Raw genomic sequence first — 23,611 nt, forward strand, 5'->3', positions numbered from 1 at the left:
CGTGGTGGCGCCGGCCTGCCTTGATCGAACCTTAGAACTTCTTGGAAAGCTCCATCGCGATCTGCCGACCACGCGGATTGGCCGCGCTGGTACGGTAGCCGTACTGCTCGTCGGCCAGCGGCGGATCGGTGTCGAAGACGTTGTTGAGGCTAACCTTCATCGTCGTGCCGCTCACCCAGCCGAAGCGCTTGCCTTTGAAGTTATAGGAAACCCAGACGTTGTGCTGGATGTAGGGATCGACGCGGAGGTAGTACTTGACGATGCCGTTGTCGTTGAAGGTGCTGATGTAGCTCGGGCCACCCAGCGCGCGGTACACGGCCTCGGTGGTCGCGGCCGACGTATCAACGAAGGAGCCGAAGTAGCTCGCGAACCAGCCGGCGCCCCACGGGGCCTTGCGCCACGAGAGCGAGGCGTTGGCGCGCCACTTGGCGCGGCCGTTGCGGGAGAGCTCGTCGAGCGGAATCGCGCCCTCTTCGGACTGCGACTTGCGCACGACGTAGTGCGTGGCCTCGCCGTTGAACGTGAAGGTGCCGTACGGGGTCTTCGGGGTGCGGTACTGCACGCCGAACTCGTAGCCCTGGATGTCGCGGCCGCTCAGGTTGATGTAGTCGTCGCGGACGCTGATGATCTTGCCAACCACCGCGCGCTTGGCGGCGTTGGACGTCTGCTTGGCATTGTAGGCGGCAAACAGCGCACGGTCCTCGTCGGTGACGGCGGCACGGGTGACGCGATCGAAGCCCTGGTAGCCGGCGGTGCCGGAACCGAGGTCGATCTGGTCGATGCTCTTGCCGGAGGCGAGGGCCGCCTGCGTTGCGAGGTCGAGGTAGGTCTCGTCGCGGTCGATGGAGGCGCCGGCGCCGAGGTTCTCGATGACCTTGTTCTGGTTGATTTTGAAGTAATCGAAGGTCAGCGACAGGCCGCGGATCTTCGGGACTTCGACGACCACGCCGGAGGACCAGGTCTGCGCCTCTTCCGGCTGCAGGTTCTGGTTACCCATGCGATAGCTGGTGCGCTGCATCGAGCTGTCCTCGGGGAGCGCGGTAACCGGATAGCGGTACGGGTCGTCGGAGCTGAACTGCCGCTTGAGCGGGGAGATGTTCGTCTGGACGAGGTTGGGAGCGCGGAAGGACTCGGCGATCGAGCCACGAACCTTGATCCAGCTCACGGGCTTCCAGATGCCGCTGGCCTTCGGCTTCAGCGTGTCGCCGAAGATCGAGAAATTCTCGTAACGGCCGGCGAGCGAAACTTCGAGCGAGTTGACGAACGGAATGCGATTCGCGGGCGTGATGAACGGCAGCGCCGTCTCGGCGTAGGCCGCGTAGATCGTCTGGTGGGCGCTGATCGGGATGTTCATGCTCAGCGCCAGGAAGTCGTTGTCGTTCTCGCGCAGGTACGGATACGAGGCACCGGAACCCGGGGGGTTCACGCCGGAATACACGGCGCGCTTGTCGGCGTAGTTCTCGTAGCGCACCTCGACGCCGCTCGCGAAACCGATATTGCCGCCGCGGAACAGCTGCCAGAGCTGGCCGTTGATCTTGGCGTCCCACATCAGGAGCGTCGTGCGGCCGAAGCGGTCTTCGTCATCGTACAGGGAGTCCGTCAGCGCCGTCGGATTGGTGTACTTCTGGTCCACCACGACCTGGTTGTTGACGATCTTGAACGTGACGGGGAACGGGTTGAAGGCCGTCGCGTCGGTGCGGGCCAGCGCGTAGCGCAACCGCGACTCACGGACCTGGAAATGCTCGTACTCGTGGGTCTGGGCACCGGAGGCCAGGAGGGCGGTCTCCCACTCCCAGTTGTCCCAGAGCTTGCCGCGGACGCCGCCGAGGGCACGCCAGGCATAGGAGAAGACCTCGGTCACGCGGGGCTTGAAGCCATAGCCCTCATTCTGCCCGGGCGAGACACCGGTCGGCATCGTGACGTCGGCCGGCGTGCCAACAAGGCGCGGGGTGCCATCGGCATTCGGCGCGCCGGTCGGGTGATAGAAGCGGACACCGAACGGGTTGTAGGGATTCTCCTTCGGCAGGTAGATGCCCTGATCATCCGAGTCCTTGAAGTTCACGGGCTCGCGGCCGGTGCGGCTGTAGGCCGAGTAGAACATCAGGTCGCCAAACGCGCTCACGTTCTCAGTGAGGGGGCGGTCGATGAAGGTGGAGAACTGGAAGCGGTCGGTGGCCGGGATCAGCATCTTCCAGCGGTTCCAGTTCGAGTAGGTGGCGTTCTCCGCGCTGTCGATGTTCTTGGAGGGCGCGCTCTGCTTGAAGCTCACACCGCCATCGGCGGTCGGATAAAGGTAGAACATGCCGTCCTTCGCCATGGTGGCGACACCAGCGGGCGGCGTGGTGCTCGTGCTGATGCCGACGTTCTTGTCGGGGCGGGAGCCGATGAAATCCAGGTAGTTGGACTGGATGAAGCCGCGCTGCCACTGGCCCCACTGATTGACGCTGTTGCTGTTGTTGAAGTCGTTGTCGCGCACGGTCGTGCCGGCGGCGTCGACCATCGGCTGACCGGTCCACGGGGCAGGCATGTCGGGCCGGGTGCGCTGGTCGGCATAGCGCGAATACTCCCGCTGCGAGGCGGCCAGGGCATCGCGGTGGTAGTAGTCCGCCGAAACCGAAATGTGGGTCTTGCCCTTCTTAAATCCCTCGTAGGCCGAAACGCCGGTCTCGTTGGCGCCACCATGCTGGGTCATCGAGCCGCGCAGCGTAATGCCGGCACCAACGAAGGAGCGGGAGACATAATTGTTCACGACGCCGGCGGCGGCGTCAGCGCCGTAGACGGCGGAAGCGCCGTCGCGCAGGACCTCGACGCGATCGACGAGCGTGCGGGGCACGACGTTGATGTTGGCGGCGAGGGAGGGAACGCCGTTTTCCGCCATCGAGATCGGGTGCGGAGCCATGCGGCGACCATTGATCAGCACGAGCGTGCTGCCGGAGCCGAGGCCGCGCAGGTCGATCGAGGCGACGTCGCCACGGGCCAGCTGCGGGCCGTTGTTGATCTCCGTGATCCCGGAGATTTCGGCGGCGCCCATGGTCTCAAACAGGTCGGCCATGGTCGTGGCGCCGCGGGCATCGAGTTCCGCCCGGTCGATCACCGAGATCGGCATGGCGGTTTCAGCATCGAGGCGGCGGATATTCGAGCCGGTCACGGTAAACGCTTCCAGCTGGATTGTCGGCTCGGCCTCGTTGGGTGCGGCCGCGGGCTTGGCTGGCTCCGTCGCGGGCGCAGTCTGCGCGGCGACGGGCAAGGCAAGGGTAAGGGCCAGAATCAACCAGCAACGTTGGGGTGTAGTCATACGGATGTGGCGAGTTCGCCCACCCCACTCCGCGGCTAGCCTTTAGGCGAGTAGAAACTTTATGCGCATAAATAATTCCGTGACATGCATGCGACAACCCGGTACCCCCTTTGGGCGCCCGACTCATGCCGAAGAAAGTCATCTACCCCGACGAAATCCTGCGGATGGCCGCGACGCTCTACCACATCGACGGCCTGGGCCAGCAGGAAGTCGCGGCTCTCGTCCACGTCTCGCAGACCAAGGTGTCGCGCCTGCTCGCCATTGCCCAGGAGCGCGGGATCGTGAAGGTATCGGTCGAGCAGTACAACGCCCGCGACGCCCGGCTCGAGGCCGACCTCAAGCAGCGCTTCGGCCTGCTCGACGCCGCCGTGATCAAGACCGCCAAGCCGGTCACCGCCGAGGCCGCCCGCCAGACCGTCGGCCATTTCGGCGCCCCCTTCGTCGCCTCCCTCCTGCCCAGCCCCGGCGTCCTCGCGCTCGGTGGAGGCCGCAGCATCTTCGAGGTCGTGAACCGCCTCCGGCGCTCCGACCAGCACCGGCTCACCGTCGTGCAGGCCATGGGGAGCATCGACTCCAACATTTCCTCCGTCGACGCCCTCGAACTCGGCCGCACCATCGTCAAGCTCTGGGGCGGCGAGTTTCTCACCCTCAGCACACCCGCGTTCGCGCCGGACAAGAAGACCCGCGACGCCTTCCTGGCCTCCGCCCAGATCCGCTCGGTCTGGCAGCGGCTCAAGAAGGCCGACGCCGCCCTCGTGGGCGTGGGCCCGCTCGAGCAGACAATCTACGTCGAGCGCGGCGTCCTCAACTCCACCGACGCCGACCAGCTGCGCGCCGCCGGCGCCGTGGGCGAGATTTGCGGCCGGTTCTTCGATCGCAACGGCCGCGAGTGCAACTCCCCCTGGCGCACCCGCGCCCTCAGCGTCGAGCTCGACTGCCTCCGCAAGGTTCCCCAAGTCGTCGGCGTCGCCGCTGGCCCGGAACGCGCCCCCGCCGTTGCCGCCGCCATGCGCGGCGGCCTGCTCAAGGCGCTCCTGATCGACGACAGCGGCGCACGCGCCCTGCTTGCGATGTAGGTGCGGCGGCGGGGCCACCGCATTCCGCGCCCCAGGTCAGCGCCGCTCGACCGGCTTCACGGCCGGTTTCCCGTCCGCCTTTCCGTCGGCCTTCGGCTCCACCGGCGGCGTAAACGTCCCGCTCTCCGCTGCGGTGACGAATCCCTCCGTCACGGTCTTCAGCTCCTCCCACCGGCGGCGGATGTTCCTCGCCTCCTCCTTCGTGATCACGTTGTCCGACGACGACACCGCGATCGTCGCCAGCATGTCCGCGAACTCCTGCACAATGTCGTTGGTGATTGGGATCAGGGGGCGCGTCGGGGGCAGCAAATGCGGATTCCGAATGAAGAAGCCCCCCGCCTGCTCGCAAACCCACTGCGCCAGCTGCGGATCCCGCGTGATGCGAATCATCTGCCCCACCCGCTCCAGCGGGCTGCTCGCGCCACTCTCCCCGTCCGGCGGCTCCGCCCACTTGTAGATGAGCGAGAGCGACAGACCCATGTCCGCGGCAATCTGCTTCGCGCTGGTTTTCTTGAGGACCTCCTTCATCACCTCGTGGGAGTGCATGGCAGTTCCACGCTGCGGGACGCCCCGACCGATGGCAATCTTCCCGGCGGCCCCTCCACCCGCGCGTAGGCTCCGGCACCGTCAAACAGTCCGAAAACGTCTCCGGTCCTGCTGCCCGCGCCGGTCTGCGCCGCCCGCGGCCGCACTCCGCCCTCCGCCGTGCTGCGGCCGCAACCCCCGGGCAGGGAACATCCCCGCGCCCCTCCCCCGGGCCCCCAATCCCGCCTTTTCCCGCGCATTTCCCTGGTTCCACCCCCGCCCGCCCCGCCGGTTTTTTTGCGTGCCACCCCCGGTTGCGCTGTGGCTTACTGGGCGGACTTTTTCTTTGTCATGAATATCCACGAATACCAGGCCAAGGCGCTCTTCGCGAAATTTGGCGTGCCCGTTCCGAGCGGCGCGCCAGCCAAGACGCCGGAGGAGTTCGTCACCGCCCTCGCGCAGCTTCCCGAGGGTGTCACCGTCGTCAAATCCCAGATTCACGCGGGTGGACGCGGCAAAGGCACGTTCACCGACGGCCTCAAGGGCGGCGTCAAGGTCTGCAAGAGCAAGGCCGAGGCCCGCGAGGCCGCCGCCAAGATGCTCGGCAACACTCTCGTCACGCTCCAGACCGGCCCCGCCGGCCGCAAGGTGCAGACGATTTACTTCGAGGTCGGTAGCCAGATCAAAAAGGAGTACTACCTCGCCATCCTCCTCGACCGCGCCACCTCGCGCCCCGTGATCGTCGCCTCCACCGAGGGCGGCATGGAGATCGAGAAGGTCGCCCACGACACCCCGGAAAAGATCCACAAGGTCTTCATCGACCCGGCCTACGGCCTCGCCGAGTTCCAGATCCGCGAACTCATCTTCAAGCTCGGCCTCACCCCCGCCGAGGGCAAAAACGCCACCAAGCTCATCCGCTCCCTCTTCCGCTGCTTCTGGGAGTCCGACGCCTCCATGGTCGAGATCAACCCCCTCATCACCACCACCGCCGGTGAGGTCCTCGCCCTCGACGCCAAGGTCGGCTTCGACGACAACGCCCTCTTCCGCCACCCCGAGATCGTCGAACTCCGCGACCTCAACGAGGAAGATTCAAAGGAGGTCGAGGCCTCCAAGCACGAACTCAACTACATCGCGCTCGACGGCAACATCGCCTGCCTCGTCAACGGCGCCGGCCTCGCCATGAGCACGATGGACATCATCAAGCACTTCGGCGGCACCCCGGCCAACTTCCTCGACGTCGGCGGCGGCGCCTCCCGCGAGCAGGTCGTCGCGGCCTTCAAGATCATCCTCGGCGACAAGAACGTGAAGGGAATCCTCGTGAACATCTTCGGCGGCATCATGGACTGCAACGTGATCGCCCAGGGCATCGTCGACGCCGTGAAGGAAGTCGGCCTCAAGCTCCCGCTCGTCGTTCGCCTCGAGGGCAACAACGTCGCCGCCGGCAAGACCACCCTCGCCTCCTCGGGCCTCAAGCTCGTCTCCGGCGACTCCATGGCCGACGCCGCCCAGAAGATCGTGAAGCTCGTTTCCGCCTAAGCGACGCAACGCTCAACTCCGTTCCAAAATGTCCATTCTCGTTAATTCCGAAACCAAGATCCTGATCCAGGGCATCACCGGTGAGTTCGGCGCGCGCCACACCAAGCTGTCCCTCGACTACGGCACCAAGGTCGTCGCCGGCGTCACGCCCGGCAAGGGCGGCCAGGTGTTCGAGCACAACGGCATCAAGGTCCCGATCTTCAACTCGGTGAAGGACGCCGCCGCCGCCACCGGCGCGACCGTCTCCGCCATCTTCGTCCCGCCGCCCTTCGCGGCCGACGCGGTGCTCGAGTGCGTTGACGCCAACCTCGACCTCGCCGTCGCCATCACCGAGGGCATCCCGGTCAAGGACATGGTCCGCGTGAAGCGCGCCATGCAGGGCCGCAAGACCCGCCTGATCGGGCCCAACTGCCCGGGCCTCGTCACGCCCGGCACCGGCAAGGACTCCTCCGGCGGCTGCCGCATCGGCATCGCCCCCGGCTACATTCACAAGAAGGGTCACGTCGGCGTCGTCTCCCGCTCCGGCACCCTCACCTACGAGGCCGTGTACCAGCTCACCACCCGCGGCCTGGGCCAGACCACCTCCGTCGGCATCGGCGGCGACCCGGTCAACGGCACCTCCCACCTCGATGTCGTCAAGATGTTCAACGACGACCCCGAGACCTACGGCATCATCATGATCGGTGAGATCGGCGGCAACGCCGAGGCCGAGGCCGCCCGCTGGATCAAAGCGAACTGCAAGAAGCCGGTCGCCGGCTTCATCGCGGGCGCCACCGCTCCCGCCGGCCGCCGCATGGGTCACGCCGGCGCCGTCATCGGCGGCAAGGAGGACACCGCCGCCGCCAAGATCGCCATCTTCAAGGAGTGCGGCATCGAAGTCGCCGCCACCCCGAGCGACATGGCCGACGCCCTCATCCGCGCCGCCAAGGCGAAGGGTGTGAAACTCGGCTAAGCAAAAGAGAGTACCTTCCCCCTCACGGCGGGCCCCCCAAAAGCGGCGGGGCCCGCCTTTTTTGTGCCCACCCGCCACCCCGCCACCTCTTCCTCTTCCTCTTACTCTTACTCTTTCTCCCAGCCCCCAGTCGCCGCCGTACGACCCGTCCGCCCCCCGCGACCTCGCCGTCGCCTCAGCCCCCCGGTTCTCGTTCTCATTCTCGTTCTCGGCCGGCTCGCGCCGGCCGAGAGGACACCACGGGCTTTTCCGACCGATCGCACTGATCAGACGGATCCGACTGATCAGTCCGATCCGTCCGATCCGCCCCAATCCGCCCGAAAGCCCCGTTGTGCTCGCTTGCCCGGTGCCCGACCGCTGCACCATCGCCCAGCCGCCCCCCTCCGTCTTCGTCCCGCGAGGAATGCAGCTTGAGAGTAAGAGAAAGAGGAAGAGAAAGAGTAAGAGCACCCCGACTTCTTCCCGCCTCGTCGCACTTCGCTGCAAACATTCGTCGCCGCCGCCCTCCTTTCGTCGCCAACTCCGCGCCCCCCCTCCCCCCGCCCCCTTCTTCATGAACGTCCAAGGCCGCCCCACGCGCACGATCTGGCCCTCCGCCGGCGGCGCCGCCGTCGAGATCATCGACCAAACGCAGCTCCCTCACGTCTTCGCCGTCGCCCGGCTCGCCACCCTCGACGACGCCGCCCACGCGATCCGCGCCATGCTCGTCCGCGGCGCCCCGCTCATCGGCGCCACTGCCGCCTGGGGACTCTGGCTCGCGCTGCGCGCCGACCCCTCCGACGCCGCCCTTGCCCACGCGCACGCAACGCTGCTCGCCACCCGGCCCACCGCCGTGAACCTCCGCTGGGCCCTCGACCGCGGTCGCGCCCACCTCGCCCCACTTCGTCAAGCGGAGCGCGCCGATGCCGCCCGCGCCCTCGCCATCGCGATCTGCGACGAAGACGTCGCCCTCAACCGCGGCCTCGCCGCCGCCGGGCTCGCCCTCATCCGCGCCCTCGCCGCCCGCAAGCCCGCCGGCCAGCGCGTCAACATCCTCACCCACTGCAACGCCGGCTGGCTCGCCACCGTCGACCTCGGCACCGCGACCGCTCCGATCTACGCCGCCCACGACGCCGGCCTCCCTATTCACGTGTGGGTCGACGAAACCCGCCCGCGCAACCAGGGCGCCAGCCTCACCGCCTGGGAACTGCTCAACCACGGCGTCCCCCACACCGTCATCGCCGACAACGCCGGCGGCCACCTCATGCAGCACGGCCAGGTCGACCTCGTCATCGTCGGCACCGACCGCACCACCGCCTCCGGCGATGTCTGCAACAAGGTCGGCACGTACCTCAAGGCCCTCGCCGCCCATGACAACGGCGTGCCGTTCTACGTCGCCCTCCCGTCACCTTCGATCGACTGGACCGTCCACGACGGCGTCCGCGAGATCCCGATCGAGGAGCGTAGTGCTCGTGAAGTGACGCATCTCGCCGGCCGGCTGCCCGACGGCTCCGTCGCCGCCGTCGCGCTCACGCCCGAGGGCAGCCCCGCCGCCAACCCCGCCTTCGACGTCACCCCCGCCCGGCTCATCACCGGCCTCATCACCGAACGCGGCGTCGCCGAGCCGTCCGAAGCCGGCCTCCGCCGCCTCTTCCCTTGAGGGCTCATGAACCCACGGATCTCCGAGGTCTTTCTCTTACTCTTCGTCTTTCTCTCGCTCTCAGCTCACCGAGTCAGTGGCTCCCTCACTTTCACTCCGCAGGCGTTCTCGTTGTCGGCCGGTTTCCGCCGGCCTCACGGATCGAGAGAAAGAGTATGAGGAAGAGTAAGAGAAAGAGCTGCATCTCAAACCCTTCGTCCTTCCCCAGCCACTCCCACTCCCGCCTCGAATGCCCCCGCTTCAGCCCCCGCCGCCAAACCCCCCCTCGCCGTCCTCGCCCGCTCCTGCCGCGCCGGCCCTCCCGCCGGCGCGTCCGTTCTGGCGCCGCGACGGCGTGCTCGCGGCAGTCCTCGTTGTGCTCGTCGCACTCGCCTACTCGCCCGTCTGGCACGCGGGGTTCATCTGGGACGACGATGACCACGTGTACGAGAACCCGCGGATCGTCGGACCCGAAGGACTGAAGGAGATCTGGACCACGCCCGCGGCGAACTACTTTCCGCTCGTCCTCACCACGTTCAAGGCGCTGCACGCCGTTTGGGGCCTCAATCCGCTCCCGTATCATCTGGCCAACGTCGCCTGCCACCTCCTCGCCGCGCTCCTGCTGTGGCGCGTCCTGCGCCAGCTCGCGCTCCCCGGCGCCTGGTTCGGCGCCGCGCTCTGGGCGCTCCATCCCGTGCAGGCCGAATCCGTCGCATGGATCTCCGAGCTTAAGAACACCCAATCCGCCGTCTTCTTCCTGCTCGCAACATCCTGTTTCCTACGCTGGCAACGTGCCCGCGATTCCCGCGCCAACACGTCTTCCTGGCGGCCGTACGCACTCGCTCTCCTCTGCGCCGTCCTCGCGCTCCTTAGCAAACCTTCGACTGTCATGCTGCCAGTCGCCCTCGCCCTGCTTTGGTGGTGGCGCGCCGAGCGCTGGTCCTGGGCGCGCGCCGCGCTCTGGTTACTGCCGTTCTTCGCACTCTCCGCCCTCACCGCCGGCTGGACGGTGTGGGAGCAGAAGTATCACTCGCTCGCCCTCGGCCCCGACTGGAACCAGAGCGTCGTCGAACGGCTCGCTATCTCCGGCCGCGCCGTCTGGTTCTACCTCGGCAAGCTGCTGTGGCCGCACCCGCTCGTCTTCATCTATCCGCGCTGGACGATCGCCGTCGGCTCCGTCTGGTCCTACCTGCCCTTCGCCGCCGCCGTCGGCACGCTCGGCGCTCTCGCCTGGCGCGCGCGCTCCGCCCGCCACCGCACCGCGTTCGTCGTCGCCGCTTCCTTCGTCGCGCTGCTATTCCCGGTCCTGGGATTCTTCGACGTTTACTACTTCCTGTTCTCCTATGTCGCGGACCACTTCCAGTACCTCGCCAGCATGGCCGTACTCCCGGCCCTCGCCGCGACCGCCGCGGTGGGACTGCGCGCCGCCGTCTCCGCCCTCGCGTGGGTCCGCCCCACGCTCGCCACCACCGTCCTCGTCGCCTGCGCCGTCCTGACCTGGCGCGAAGCCGGCGAGTACCACGACAAGGTCACGCACTGGTCCGCGGTCCGCGCCCGCAACCCGGGCGCCTGGCTGGCCCACGTGAACCTCGGCAACGAGTTCTTCGCCCAGGGGAGATTCGACGACGCCATGCCTCTCTATCTCCAGGCGCTCCAAGTCCGTCCCAACTACGCCAAGGCGCATTTCGACCTCGGCACCGCCTGGCTGGCCAAGCGGGACGCCGCGCATGCCATCCCGGAGTTCGAGACCGCGCTTCGCCTCGATCCGCGCTACACCCATGCGCACCACAACCTCGGCACCGCATTGGCCCTGCTCGAACGCTACCCCGAGGCCGCCACCCACTTCACCGAAGCCGTCCGCCTCGACCCCCGCTTCGTGGACGCCCACCGCAACCTTGGCTTCGTGCTCCTCATGCTCAACCAGCCCGCCCGCGCTGAGCGCCACTTCCGCACGGTCCTCCAACTGAGCCCCGGCGACCCCCGCGCCCTCCGCGCGCTTCAAGACATCGAAGCCCGCCGCTGACCGCGAACGCTCGCTCCGTTCATCGAACCAAAAGTCACCGCGAACGCCTTCCGAACCTCTCGCCCCCCAAACCTGCGCTCACCGCGAACGCTCGCGAAACAGCCGCGAAATCCCGCGGTCCTCCGCCCCCGCTCCCGCCTTCGCCCCTCGCCCCTCGCCCCCGCCCACCCCAGGTTTTCGCGCCCCTTCGCGTCTTTCGCGGTTCACCGCCTCCGTCTGCGGTTCGCTATACGCCCCTGAAAACGGTTAACCACGAATGGACACCAATGGACACGAATAGAGCAGGCAGCTTTTGCGGCCACGGCCTCCGCAATCCGTCCCGGATAATTCGTGTTCATTAGTGTCCATTCGTGGTTACTCCCGCTCCGGACTGCTCAGTCCGCCAAACCTGAACACCGCGAACGCTCGCGAACCCTGCCGCGAAAACCCGCGGTTCTCGTCCCCGGTCCCGCCTTCGCCCCTCGCCCCGCCCACCCCACGTTTTCGCGCCTTTCGCGGTTGCCGTCTTCTCCCTCCGCGGTCCCCGAAACCTGCGACCTGCAACCTGCGAACCTGTCACGGTCCCGACACACCTCGCCCCCGCCCACCCCCGATTTTCGCGCCCCTTCGCGTCTTTCGCGGTTCACCTCAACTCGTCCGTAGTTTCGCCCCCGACTCCGTGATCTGCCCACTCTCACTTTCACTTCATTGGCCATTAGCCCCGGTTTAATGCGCAATTTACCGTAGCGCGGTGCTGCGGCCGGCGTCTCAAGCGACGTTGTTCCTCGATCCCATGCTTCGCGTCCCGTCCGAGTTCTCCGATTGCGTCTCCCTTCCCCGCTTCGCGGTCGCGCTCGGCGCCGCCATGCTGGCTTTCCTGGCCGTGCCGGCTGTCCCCGCCGCTGAAGCCGCGTCCCCAGCCCCCAGCCCCGCGACCACCACCACCGAGACGACGCCGCCCGCCCCGAAGAAGCGCCCCAACCGCAAGGCGCAGAAGCCCGGCGCCACCACACCCGTCGCGGCGCCGGCCAAAACCACGCCCCCGCCGGCATCCGCAGTCGCCGCCGCCCCGGCGAACCCCGCCGCCATCTATGAACGCGGCGCCACCCTCAAGCCGGCCACCGAGATCGACCGGCTCGTCCTCGCCCGCCTCACCGCCGCCAGCCTCGAACCCGCGCCCCTCTGCACCGACGCCGTCTTCGTCCGTCGCGCCTACCTCGACGTCATCGGCACGCTCCCCACCGCCACCGAGGCCCGCCGCTTCCTGCAGGACCGCAACCCAGACAAACGCACTGCGCTCATCGACACGCTCCTCGCCCGCGACGAGTTCGCCGACTACTGGACGATGAAGTGGTGCGATCTCCTCCGCGTGAAGGCCGAGTTCCCCATCAACCTCTGGCCCAACGCCGCCCAGGCGTACCGGCGCTGGGTGTACACCGCGGTCCGCGACAACCTGCCCTACGACCAGTTTGCCCGCACGCTCCTCACCGCCAGCGGCAGCAACTTCCGCGACGGACCCGTCAACTTCTACCGCGCCGCCCAGGCCCGCGACCCGCAGGGGCTCACGCGGGTCGCCGCCCTCACCTTCATGGGCAGCCACGCCGAGAAATGGCCCGCCGCCCAGGCCGCCGGTCTCGCCCCGTGCTTCTCCGCCATCGGCTACAAGGCCACCCAGGAGTGGAAGGAGGAGATCGTCTTCTTCGACCGCACCAAGCTCGCGACGCCCGCCACCATCACCTTCCCCGACGGCACCACCGCCACGCTCAACGGCGACCGCGACCCGCGCGAGGTCTTCGCCGACTGGCTCATCCGCCCCGACAACCCGTGGTTCGCCCGCGCCCTCGTCAACCGCGCGTGGTCCTGGCTCCTCGGCCGCGGCATCGTCCACGAGCCCGACGACCTGCGCCCCGACAATCCGCCCGCCAACCCCGAGCTGCTCGCGTATCTGGAAAAGCAATTCGTCGCCGGCGGCTACGACCTGCGAAAACTCTTCCGCCTGATTCTCACCTCGCAGACGTACCAGCTGTCCTCCGTCGCCCACAGCGACCGCCCCGAGGCCGCCGCGCTCTTCGCCTCCTACCCGCTCCGCCGGCTCGATGCCGAGGTCCTCATCGACGCGCTCAACCAGATCACCGGCACCACCGAGAAATACTCCAGCGCCATCCCCGAGCCCTTCACCTTCATCCCCGAGAACCAGCGCTCCATCGCCCTGCCCGACGGCAGCATCACCAGCTCCTTCCTCGAGATGTTCGGCCGGCCTTCCCGCGACACCGGCGAGGAGGCCGAGCGCAACAACCGCATCACCGCCAACCAGCGGCTCCACCTTCTCAACTCGACACACGTCCAGAAGAAGATCGAGGACGGCCCGAAGCTGCAGTCCCTCCTCCGCACCGGCTCCCTCGAGGAGAAACTGCCCGATATCTACTTCACCATCCTCTCCCGCCCGCCGACCGACGCCGAGAAGGCCGCCATCGCCGCCTACGCCGCCGGCGTCAACTCGCGCACGGCCACGATCGACGTGCTCTGGGCGCTCATCAACAGCACCGAGTTCCTCTACCGCCACTGAGCCCGGCCGCGCCCGCGCCTCCCGTTTCAACGTCCCCGCCTCAACTCCCCGCCATGAATCTCCATCACAGCGACGATCCGAAACAGTGGGACCTCGACGCCGAACTGCGGCTGCTCGGGCTCCGCGGCGGCCCGATGTCCCGTCGCGACGCCATCCGTCTCGGCCTGCTCGGCTCCGTCGGCGCCATGCTTGGTGGCCCGCTCCTCTCCCGCGCCTTCGCCGGCCCCGCCGCGCCGGCCGCAGCCGCCCTGCCCGCGCTCGCGCCCAAGCCGGGCCCCCGCGCCAAGTCCGTCATCCAGATCTGGCTCTGGGGCGGTCCGTGCCACCTCGACACCTTCGACCCCAAGCCCGACGCCCCCGCCGACTACACCGGGCCGTTCCGGTCCGCCCTCGCCACCAACGTCGACGGCATCCGCATCAACGAGCTCATGCCCGAGTTGGCGAAACAGGCCGACAAGTACGCGCTCATCCGCAGCATGAGCCACGGCGTCTTCGCCCACGAAACCGCCGCCTACACCGTCCAAACCGGCCGCGCCTCGGGCGGCCGCGATGTCTTCCCCGGCGTCGGCGCCGTGGTGTCGCTCTTCAAGGGCTACGACGCCGGCTACAAGGGCCTCCTGCCGCCATACATCGTGCTCACCGAGCTGCAGGGCCGCTTCTCCGAGGCCGGCTTCCTCGGCGCCCGCTACAAGCCTTTCGCCACCGGCGGCGACCCCGCCGCCAGCCGCTTCCTCGTCGAGGGCGTCGTCGCCCAGGGCGTGACGGACGAGCACCAGCGCGCCCGCCGCGAACTGCTCCACAAGCTCAACACCCTCGAGCGCGCCTCCCGCAGCGGCGATCCGCGGCTCGCCGCCCTCGCCCAGTGCGAGACCGACGCCTACGAGATGATCCTCGGCGACGCCGGCAAGGTCTTCGACCTCGCCCAGGAATCCGACAAGCTGCGCGACCAGTACGGGCGCAACACCTTCGGCCAGTCCTGCCTCATGGCCCGCCGGCTCGTTGAGCGCGGCGTGCCGTATGTGACGATCAATTACAAGGGTTGGGACACCCACAAGCAGCACTTCCCCATCATGCGCCGGAAGCTGCCCGAGTTGGACAAGGGTCTCGCCACGCTGCTCGCCGACCTCGCCCAACGCGGGTTGCTCGACAGCACCATCGTGTGGACCGGCGGCGAATTTGGCCGCACTCCGAAGGTGATGTGGGAGGCGCCGTGGAACGGCGGCCGTGGCCACTATGGCACCGTGTTTTCTACCCTGGTCGCCGGCGGCGGGTTCAAGGGCGGCCGCGTCCTCGGCGCCTCCGATGCCCGCGGCGAAACCGTCGCCGATCATCCGGTGCACCCGAGCGAACTCATCGGGTCCGTGTACGAGCTCCTCGGCATCGATGGCGACGCCCGCCTGCCGCACCCCGAGGGCACCGACGTCCGCGCGATGCCCACCACCGCCGATGGCTCGCGGCCGGTGAGCCGCCTCGCCGAACTGATGTGATTCCCTGCTCCGCCATGGCTCTCCCGCTGTCACTCCGCCCGTTCCTCTCCCGGCTCCAACCGGCCATCGTCGCCACCGCGATCGCGGCCGCATGCTTCGTCACCGTCCCGGCGCGCGCCCAGAACCAGAACGCCGGTCGCACCCCGCCTCACCTCGGCTACGCCTACCCGGCCGGTGCGGAGAAGGGGCAGACGGTCACGATCACGGTGGGCGGTCAGAATCTCAACGGCGTCGACCAGGCGCTCACGACCGACCCGGCCATCACGGCCAAGGTCACCGGCTACGACCGCCCGCTCACGCAGAAGGAGCTCAACGATCTTCGCGACAAGGTACAGGCGCTGCTCGAGAAGCGCGCCGCCGCTCGCGGCACCGCCGCCCCGGAACGCGTCAAGGGCGAGGGCCGCAAGGGCGCCGAAAAGAAGGCCGCCAAGGAGCCCGAACCCGCCGCGCCGTCCGGCCCGCGCCCGACCTGGACCGAAGCGGACGAGCTCCAGCTCGCCGAGCTGCGCCGGCAGATGGCCAAGCCCAACGCCCGCCAGGGCAACCCCGCCATCGCCGAGTCCGTCACCGTCGAGCTCACCGTCCCCGCTGAGGCCGCCCCTGGCACGTTCGACCTGCGCCTGAAATCCCCCGCCGGCGTTTCCAATCCGATGGTCCTGAACATCGGCGAGCTGCCGGAGTACTCCGAAGCCGTCGTCACCGCTGCGTCGATGCCCAAACCGCGCGGCAAGCGCGAGGCCGCCAGCCCGCGCCCCAACCGCCCGCAAACCGCGCCCGTTGAAATCACGCTCCCCGCCACCGTCAACGGCCAGATTCTCCCGGGCGAGGTCGACCGCTACCGGTTCACCGCCCGCGCCGGCCAGCACATCACCGTCGCCGTCGCCGCGCGCAGCCTGATCCCCTATCTCGCCGATGCCGTCCCCGGCTGGTTCCAGGCCACCGTCGCGCTCTACGATCCCGAGGGCCGCGAGGTCGCCTACAGCGACAGCTTCCGCTTCAGCCCCGACCCGGTCGTCAGTTTCCTCATCCCCGCCGACGGCACCTACGCAGTGGAGATCAAGGACTCCATCTACCGCGGTCGGGAGGACTTCGTATACCGCTTCAGCATCGGCGAACTGCCTTTCGTCACGAGCGTCTTCCCGCTCGGCGGTCGCGTGAATGAGGCCACCACCTTCGAACTCACCGGCTGGAACCTGCCCGCGTCGCGACTCACGATGGACACCAAGGACAGGATGCCGGGCACGTTCATGCTCGCGGTGCGCAACCGCGGCCAGCTGTCGAACAACGTTCGCTTCGCGCTCGATGCTTCGCCGACCGTCCGCGAGGCGGCCGACCACACCGCCGGCGCCGCCCAAGCGCTGCAGCTTCCGACCGTCGTGGACGGACGGATCGGCCGCCCCGGCGAAGAGGATGTATACACCTTCACCGGCAAGGCCGGCGACGAGGTCATCGCCGAGGTCTTCGCCCGCCGGCTCGGCTCGCCGCTCGACTCGATCCTGCGCGTCACCAACTCCACCGGCCAGGTGCTCGCCAGCAATGACGACACCGAGGACAAGGGCGTGGGCTTGATGACGCACCACGCCGACTCGCGCGTCAGCCTGAAGCTGTCGGCCGACGGCACCTACCTCGTGCGGCTCGCCGACGCCCAAGGTCACGGCGCACCGGAGTATGGCTATCGGCTGCGCGTCGGCGCACCGCGGCCGGACTTCGAGCTGCGCATCGCCCCCTCGGCCATCAACACGCGCCGCGGCATGCACACGCCGGTCACGGTGTATGCACTGCGGCACGACGGCTTCAACGGCGAGATCCGTCTCGCGCTGCAGGATCCGCCACCCGGAATCTTTCTCAGCGGCGCGCGCATTCCCGCGGGCCAGGACAAGGTGCAGTTCACCATCGCCGCCGGCCCCAACGCATCCGACGAGCCCATCAAGCTGCTGCTCTTCGGCGTGGCGACGATCGCCGGCGAGTCCGTCGCCCGCGAGGCCATCCCAGCCGAGGACATGATGCAGGCCTTCGCCTACCATCACCTGGTGCCGGTGCGTGAACTCCTGCTCTCCGCGTCCGGCCGTCCCGGCGCGATCTGCCGCCTCCTGTCCCGCACTCCCGTCACGCTCACGCCCAGCGGCACCACCCGTCTGACGCTGAGCGCGAGCGCGGCCCGCGGTGTGGAGAAGATCAGCGTCGAACTCAGCGACCCGCCCGCCGGCATCGCCGTCAAATCCGCCAAGGTTTCCGGCAACATCGTCGAGGTGGAGCTCACCTGCGACGCCGCAAAAGTGAAGCCCGGCCAGCAGGGCAACCTCATCCTCAACGCCTTTGGCGAACGCACCAACGCGAAGGACAAAGCCAAGCGCGCCCAGCGGACCCCATTAGGGAGTGTCCCCGCCATCCCCTTCGAAATCTCAGCTCAGTAATCTCCTCAACGCCCGTCCGCCCAACTCTTTCTCTTACTCTTCCTCTTTCTCTTACTCTCGAGGGATTGAGGGATTGAGGGATTGAGGGATTGAGGGATTGAGGGATTGAGGGATTGAGGGCCGTCCCCCGATATCGCAGCCACTCCGTCCCCCATCTTCACTTTCACTCTCACTTTCACTCCGAAGGCCGTTTTCGTTCTCACAGGAGCTCGCTGAGCTCGCAGAGAATTCGATCAGGAGATCAATCCTCCGGATCGACCTCTGCGCCCTCTGCGCGCTCCTGTAAGAACTGACTTGGGAGAACGAGTAAGAGTAGGAGCAAGAGAAAGACCGGTCGTCGTTCCCTCACGGCGCCGCTGGGCCCGCACCGCCCCACTTCACATTGCGGTTCGCGCGCAGGCTCTGCTGCAGAAACTCGCGCGCCGCCTCGACGGCCACATCCAGCGCTGCGCCCTTCGCCAACTCGGTGGCAATCGCGGCGGACAACGTGCAGCCGGTGCCGTGCGTATTGGGCGTCTTGATCCGGCGACTTTCGAACCAGCGGAAGCGCCCGTCCGGCGTCATGAGACAATCCGCGCAGCGCTCTCCGGGCGCATGGCCGCCTTTCAACAGCACCGCGCAGCCGCAGTCGTACGCCAGGGCAAACGCGACGCGCTCAACCTCCTCGTAGCGACGCAGCCGCTCGCCCGTCAGCGCCTCGGCTTCGGGCCAATTCGGCGTCACCAGCATCGCCCTCGGCAGCAACTCGCGCTTCAGCGCCTCGCGCCCCGCCGCGTCGAGAAACTGCGCGCCGCTGGTCGAGCCGACCACCGGGTCCACCACGAGCGGAATTCCGGCGTGCGGCGCCAACGCCCGAGCCACCGCGCGCACCGCCGCCGCTCCGGGCAATAGCCCCGTCTTGATGGCGCGCACCGGCAACGCGCCGTCGTTCCGCACCACCGCTCGCCGTCCGCCGGCTCGCCCGCGTGCCACCACCTTCCCCAGGACTGCCTCGATTTGCGCCGCGATCATCGCCGGCGGCTCGGCGCGCCAATCGATCACCCCGCGCGTGTTCTGCGCCGTGATCGCCGTGATCGCCATGCACGCAAACCCACCGCGCGCGTGAATCGTCCTCGCATCCGCCTGCACCCCAGCTCCGCCGCCGGAGTCAGAGCCCGCAATGGTGAGGACACAGGGGGGAGGATGCATGCGCCAAACGTCACACGTCCCGCCCCCTCCCGCCAGTCAGGAAACCACACTCACTCTTTCTCTTGCTCTTCCTCTTTCTCATACTCTCACGGCGCGGGATTGAGGGATTGAGGGATTGAGGCCGCGTCCCAATCCGTTCCCCCGCATTCACTCTCACTTTCACTCCGCAGGCGTTCTCGTTCTCGTCACGGAGCTCACAGAGGCCGGAGGAGAACACGGAGGAATACCGGCACGACGCAGGTCTTCGCTCCGTGCCCCTCCTCCGATCTCGGTGCCCTCGGTGTCCTACCTGTTTCCGCGACGGCTTCAGCGCGCGGACGCGCCCCACGCCTTTATTCCCCCGCGCAAGCTGGTCACATTCGTGAACCCGTGCCGGCTGCGAAAATACTCGGCCGCCCGCAGGCTGCGCACGCCGCCGGCGCAGTACACGACCGTCGGGCGCCCCGGATCCAGCGCGCCCAGATCGGCGGTGCCCCGCTCGATCTCGCTCAGCGGCACCAGGACCGAGGGCTCGATCGCACTCAGTTCCCGTTCCCAGCTTTCGCGCACGTCCACGACCTGCACGCGCTGCGTGAGCCGGGCCTTGAACTCAGCCACGTCCACCTCGCGAGGCAGCGGCGCATCCGCGTTCACCCCGCGGTGCGCCGGCTTTGCGTCGGACGTCGCCTGCGCTCCGTGACCCGGCACCGCGCAGGTTTCGCCGTAGCCTTCCGGTGGCAGGTCGGTGATTTGCCGGCTCCGCGGGTCCGCCGCGAAGCGGACGACCTGCGTCGCCATGTCGAGCGCGTCCCAGAGGAGCAGCCGGCCCGACAACGGTTCGCCAATGCCCGTGAGCAGCTTGATCGCCTCCACCGCCTGCACCGTTCCGATCAGTCCTGGCAGCACGCCGAGCACGCCGCCCTCGGCGCAGTTCGGCACGGTGCCGGGCTCCGGCGGCTCCGGGAAGAGGCAGCGATACGTCGGCCCGCCGCGCCAGTTGAAGACGCTCGCCTGTCCTTCGAAACCCTGGATCGCGCCGTACACGAGCGGTCGGTTCTCCAGCACGCACGCGTCGTTCACCAGGTACCGCGTGCCAAAGTTGTCGGAGCCGTCCACCACCACGTCGACCCCGCGGACGAGCTCTCGCGCGTTCCGGCGCGTCAGCCGCATCGGGTGCGCCGTGACCGTGATGAACCGGTTGAGCGCGCGCAGCCGCCGCGCCGCGGATTCCGCCTTCGGCTGGCCGGCATCGGCCTCAGTGTAGAGCACCTGCCGCTGCAGGTTCGACACATCGATCCGATCGTCGTCGACGATCTCGATCCGCCCCACGCCGGCCGCGGCCAGGTACAGCAGCGCCGGACACCCCAGCCCGCCGGCGCCGATGACGAGCACCGACGCAGCCTTGAGTTTCTCCTGCGCCTCCGGCCCAAAGCCCGGCAGCGAAAGGTGCCGCTGATAACGCGCGATCTCGTCGTGGGAGAGTTTCATGGGAAGCGAGCCGAGAACCTGATTCGCCCCTCGAAAAGGGCAAGCAGCAGAGGCGGCTGTAGGCGATACGCTTTAGGCGATAGGCGAAAAGGCGCCTAAACGCCCGACCACATGCCGCGCACCGTCCCAACCCGCCGCCCGGCCCCGGCCGGGCCGGCGGCCCCTACCCCGCCAATTCGGTTTTCGCGCCAGCGAAAGCCGAATCCGAATCGAAAACCGAATCCCAGTCTTTGAACACCGGCGTGTAGCCCTGGCTGCGGAGGTACGCGGCGACCTCGGGCGTGGTGCGGGTGTCGTGGATCGCAAACTGCTCAAGCGACTCCGGCTCCGCCGCGTAGCCACCTGGATTCGTCCGCGCCTCCGCGCTCATCGAGGTCACCCCGAGCCGGATGGCGTGGTTCCGGAACCGCGGGCTCTCGCGTGTCGAGAGCGTGAGCTCCACCTCCGGGCTGAACAGTCGGTACGCGCAGAAGGCCTGGACCAGGTTGCGTTCACTCGTCGGCGTCACCTGGATCTCCGCGCCCGCATGCGGCCGCAGCCGCGGGAACGAGATGGCCAGCCGCGAACGCCAGTAGTTTTTTTCCAGATACTGCAGGTGCAGGCCGAGAAACCACGCGTCGGTCCGCCACTCGCTCAGGCCGTACAGCGCGCCGAGCCCGATCTTCTTCAGCCCGGCGCGGCCCAGCCGGTCCGGCGTCTCCAGCCGGAAACGCATGTCAGCCTTCGGGCCTTTCAGGTGATACCGGACATACGCCTCCGGATCATACGTCTCCTGGAAAACGATCACCGCGCTCAGGCCTTCGCGCGCGAGGGACGCGTACTCGGCCTCGCTGATCGGCTGCACCTCCATCGAAAGGTTGGCGAACGACGGACGCAGGAGCCGCAGCGCGTTGGCGAAGTAGTCGTGGCTCGCGTGCTTCGATTCGCCCGTGACGAACAGCACGTGCTCGATTCCACGCGAACGCAGGACCGCCGCCTCGGCGCGAATCTCGTCGTCGTTGAGCACCTTGCGCGGAATCCGGTTCTGCGCGCTGAACCCGCAGTACGTGCAGACGTTGGCGCACACGTTCGTCAGGTAAAGCGGCGCGAAGAGCTGAATCGTGTGCCCGAACCGCTCCACCGTGCGCTGGTGACTGAGCTGCGCCATCTCCTCAAGGAAAGGCACAGCGGCCGGGGAAAGCAGCGCCGCCAGGTCGTCGAGTCCGAGCCGCCCGCCCGCGCGGGCCCGGGCGAGCGCGCTGCCCACCTCGGCCGCGGTCTTCTCCCCGATGCTCGCCGTGACGTCGCCGAAACGGTGCTGCTGCCAGGTATCGTAAAACGTGCTCATGGGCGCCTCACGCGGTGGCTTCGCTCAGGAACGCGGTGAGCGGCGAGGTTGCGCTCGCCTCGAGCTTTGCCTTGCCCGGCGCGTGCTGCGCCAGGCCGGCCTCGTACGCGAGCCGGCCGGCCTCAACCCCGCGGCGGAACGCGTCGCCCATCGCCACCGGATCCGCCGCCGCCGCGATCGCGGTGTTCACCAGCACGGCGTCCGCACCGAGCTCCAGCGCCGCCGCCGCGTGCGAGGGCGCGCCAAGTCCGGCATCCACGACCACGGGCACACGGCTCTGGGCGAGGATGATCTCGAGGAAGGCGCGCGATTCGAGGCCGCGGTTGCTGCCGATCGGGGCGCCGAGCGGCATCACCGCTGCCGCCCCCGCCTCCTCGAGCTGCTTGCACAGCACCGGGTCGGCGTGGACGTACGGGAGGACCACAAAGCCGCGGCGGACGAGTTCACGCGTCGCGGCAAGCGTCTCGATCGGGTCGGGCATGAGGTACTTCGGATCGGGGTGGATCTCGAGTTTCAGCCAATTCGTCTCCAGTGCCTCGCGCGCCAGTTCCGCCGCCAGCACCGCTTCCTTCGCATCGCGCACACCCGAGGTGTTCGGCAGCAGCCGGTACCGGCCGGGCTCGAGGTAATCGAGGATGTCGTCCGGCCGGCCGTCGGTCCGCACCCGGCGCAGCGCCACGGTGACGAGCGACGCCCCCGTCGCGGCCAGGCTGGCCCGCATGACGTCGCCCGAGCTGTACTTGCCGGTGCCAACGAAGAGCCGCGAGGAAAGTTCCACGCCGGCGATGACGAGAGGGTTGGATTTCATGGGAAGATGGGTGCGGGGCTTGCGGAGCGGTTGGGGAAAGGAACTGGCGGGGGCGATCAGCCGATCGCAGGCGCTGGCGCGCGCGAGCATGCGCCGACGGCCGCCTGCTCCCACGCGGCCACGAGCGCGGCGTAGTTCGCCTCCACGCGCCCGTCGCGGAACAGCACCGAGGACACCGCCGCGCCAGCGGCGCCGGTCGAGCGCACGGCCGCGAGGTCGGCCGCGCCGATGCCGCCGATCGCCCACGCCGGCAGCGGCGCGAGCTGCGCCACGAGCTCGCGAATACCGTCCGCGCCCAGGATCGGCGCGAGCTTCCGCTTGTTGGTCGTGAACCGCCACGGGCCCACGCCGACGTAGTCCAGCGCGCCCGCCGCCCGCGCCGCCGCGGCGTCCGCCGCATTGTTCACCGTGCCGCCAAGGAGCCGCCCGGGCCCCAGCCGCTCTCGCGCTGCGCGCCAGTCGCCGTCCGTCCGCCCCAGGTGCACGCCGTCGGCGCCGGTCGCAAGCGCGACCTCGACGCTGTCGTTGATCAGGCAAAGCGCCCCGCGCGCGTGGCAGATGTCCACCACCTGCCGTGCGGTCTCGCGCCAGCGCGCCGGCTCCGCGCCTTTCATCCGCAATTGCAGGAGCCGCGCGCCCGCGCCCACCAGCCGCGTCGCCTGTTCCACGTGCGACAGCGGGAGGCCGTCCTGCGTGAGGCACATCAGCGGCGGCAGCGACGGCCGCACCGCGGCGCCGCTCGCCGAAGCGACCCGCGCTTGCAGCTCGCGAAAGGCCTGCACCGGATCCGGCGCCTCCCAAACCGCGCCGATCACCGCCACGCCGTCGAAGCCGAGCGCAAGCGCCTGAGCGGCGTTCGCCGCCGTGACGCCGCCCAACGCCAGTACCTCCGGCCTCCGTTCCTCGCCGGTCCGAGCGCGCAACCAGGAACTTACCGCGGCGAGTTCGCCCGCCGCAACCGGTCCGTGCCCGGGTTTCGAGACCGAGGCAAAGACCGGGCAGAAGAACACGCTCGGATACCGGCCCGCTGCGGCTCGCAGCGTCGCGAGGTCATGACACGAGCGGCTGACCGCGGACGCATCGCCCGCGACCGACGCGGGCTCGGCGCCAGGGTCCCTGTGATGCACGCCGCCCAGCCCAAAGCGCGCCGCGAGTTCGTGGTGCTGGTGCAGCACCAGCCGCGCGCGCCAACGCGTCGGCACCCCCTGCAGCCAGGCTGCGAGCGCCACCGCGGATGCGTGCGGTTTGCGCACGTGGTAACGCTCGAGTCCGGCCGCGCAAAGCGCGTCGAGCACGGCCAGCTCATCGGCGCGGTCGCGCTCGGGACTTATGACCACCAGCGTCATGCGG

At 68.4% G+C, this 23,611-nt stretch carries 15 protein-coding genes; 8 read left to right on the forward strand and 7 right to left on the reverse strand.

All coding sequences use genetic code 11. The features are described 5' to 3' along the window. Positions 1-31 precede the first annotated feature (31 nt). Complete coding sequence (locus DB354_RS05180; RefSeq protein WP_107834383.1) at positions 32-3,295, reverse strand: TonB-dependent receptor; 3,264 nt, start codon at positions 3,293-3,295, stop codon at positions 32-34. A 125-nt stretch (positions 3,296-3,420) separates the two neighbouring features. Between DB354_RS05180 and DB354_RS05185 the strand changes: the two genes are divergently transcribed. Next, positions 3,421-4,371, forward strand: a complete 951-nt coding sequence (locus DB354_RS05185) for a sugar-binding domain-containing protein (RefSeq protein ID WP_146180115.1) — start codon at positions 3,421-3,423, stop codon at positions 4,369-4,371. Between the two features lie 36 nt (positions 4,372-4,407). Here DB354_RS05185 and DB354_RS05190 read toward each other — a convergent pair whose 3' ends face one another. Then, on the reverse strand, positions 4,408-4,917 hold the full coding sequence (locus DB354_RS05190; RefSeq protein WP_107834385.1) for a phage regulatory CII family protein: 510 nt from the start codon (positions 4,915-4,917) through the stop codon (positions 4,408-4,410). Positions 4,918-5,247: 330 nt separating this feature from the next. Here DB354_RS05190 and sucC point away from each other — a divergent pair, with 330 nt between their 5' ends. The 7 genes from sucC to DB354_RS05225 all read left to right on the forward strand — a co-directional run bounded on the left by sucC (position 5,248) and on the right by DB354_RS05225 (position 17,471). Further along, a complete protein-coding gene (sucC, locus tag DB354_RS05195; protein WP_107834678.1) occupies positions 5,248-6,432 on the forward strand; it encodes an ADP-forming succinate--CoA ligase subunit beta in 1,185 nt (394 codons plus the stop codon). Between the two features lie 28 nt (positions 6,433-6,460). Beyond that, the gene (gene sucD, locus DB354_RS05200) at positions 6,461-7,384 is read left to right on the forward strand and encodes a succinate--CoA ligase subunit alpha (RefSeq protein ID WP_107834386.1); all 924 of its coding nucleotides are present in this window, start codon (positions 6,461-6,463) and stop codon (positions 7,382-7,384) included. A gap of 553 nt (positions 7,385-7,937) precedes the next feature. Beyond that, positions 7,938-9,023, forward strand: coding sequence for an S-methyl-5-thioribose-1-phosphate isomerase (gene mtnA / locus DB354_RS05205; protein WP_107834387.1), 1,086 nt, complete (start codon positions 7,938-7,940; stop codon positions 9,021-9,023). A 229-nt stretch (positions 9,024-9,252) separates the two neighbouring features. Beyond that, positions 9,253-11,025 carry a tetratricopeptide repeat protein gene (locus DB354_RS05210; RefSeq protein WP_107834388.1) on the forward strand — a complete coding sequence of 591 codons (1,773 nt, stop codon included), beginning with the start codon at positions 9,253-9,255 and terminating at the stop codon, positions 11,023-11,025. Between the two features lie 772 nt (positions 11,026-11,797). Then, the gene (locus DB354_RS05215) at positions 11,798-13,570 is read left to right on the forward strand and encodes a DUF1553 domain-containing protein (protein ID WP_107834389.1); all 1,773 of its coding nucleotides are present in this window, start codon (positions 11,798-11,800) and stop codon (positions 13,568-13,570) included. A gap of 53 nt (positions 13,571-13,623) precedes the next feature. Then, positions 13,624-15,057, forward strand: a complete 1,434-nt coding sequence (locus DB354_RS05220) for a DUF1501 domain-containing protein (protein WP_199226800.1) — start codon at positions 13,624-13,626, stop codon at positions 15,055-15,057. Between the two features lie 14 nt (positions 15,058-15,071). After that, positions 15,072-17,471 (forward strand): PPC domain-containing protein, encoded by a 2,400-nt coding sequence (locus tag DB354_RS05225; RefSeq protein ID WP_107834390.1) that lies wholly within the window; start codon positions 15,072-15,074, stop codon positions 17,469-17,471. A 345-nt stretch (positions 17,472-17,816) separates the two neighbouring features. Here DB354_RS05225 and DB354_RS05230 read toward each other — a convergent pair whose 3' ends face one another. From DB354_RS05230 to DB354_RS05250, 5 genes are all read right to left on the reverse strand, one after another. Beyond that, a complete protein-coding gene (locus DB354_RS05230; protein WP_107834391.1) occupies positions 17,817-18,659 on the reverse strand; it encodes a bifunctional hydroxymethylpyrimidine kinase/phosphomethylpyrimidine kinase in 843 nt (280 codons plus the stop codon). Between the two features lie 306 nt (positions 18,660-18,965). Further along, positions 18,966-20,126: a molybdopterin-synthase adenylyltransferase MoeB gene (moeB, locus tag DB354_RS05235; RefSeq protein ID WP_107834392.1), complete on the reverse strand. Its 1,161-nt coding sequence runs from the start codon at positions 20,124-20,126 to the stop codon at positions 18,966-18,968. 163 nt (positions 20,127-20,289) lie between these two features. After that, entirely contained in the window at positions 20,290-21,453 is a 1,164-nt protein-coding gene (gene thiH, locus DB354_RS05240; protein WP_107834393.1) for a 2-iminoacetate synthase ThiH, read from the reverse strand. Between the two features lie 7 nt (positions 21,454-21,460). Further along, positions 21,461-22,261 carry a thiazole synthase gene (locus DB354_RS05245; RefSeq protein ID WP_107834680.1) on the reverse strand — a complete coding sequence of 267 codons (801 nt, stop codon included), beginning with the start codon at positions 22,259-22,261 and terminating at the stop codon, positions 21,461-21,463. Positions 22,262-22,317: 56 nt separating this feature from the next. Next, a complete protein-coding gene (locus DB354_RS05250) occupies positions 22,318-23,607 on the reverse strand; it encodes a thiamine phosphate synthase (RefSeq protein ID WP_107834394.1) in 1,290 nt (429 codons plus the stop codon). Positions 23,608-23,611 lie beyond the last annotated feature (4 nt).

This window comes from Opitutus sp. ER46, assembly GCF_003054705.1.
Lineage (GTDB): Bacteria > Verrucomicrobiota > Verrucomicrobiia > Opitutales > Opitutaceae > ER46.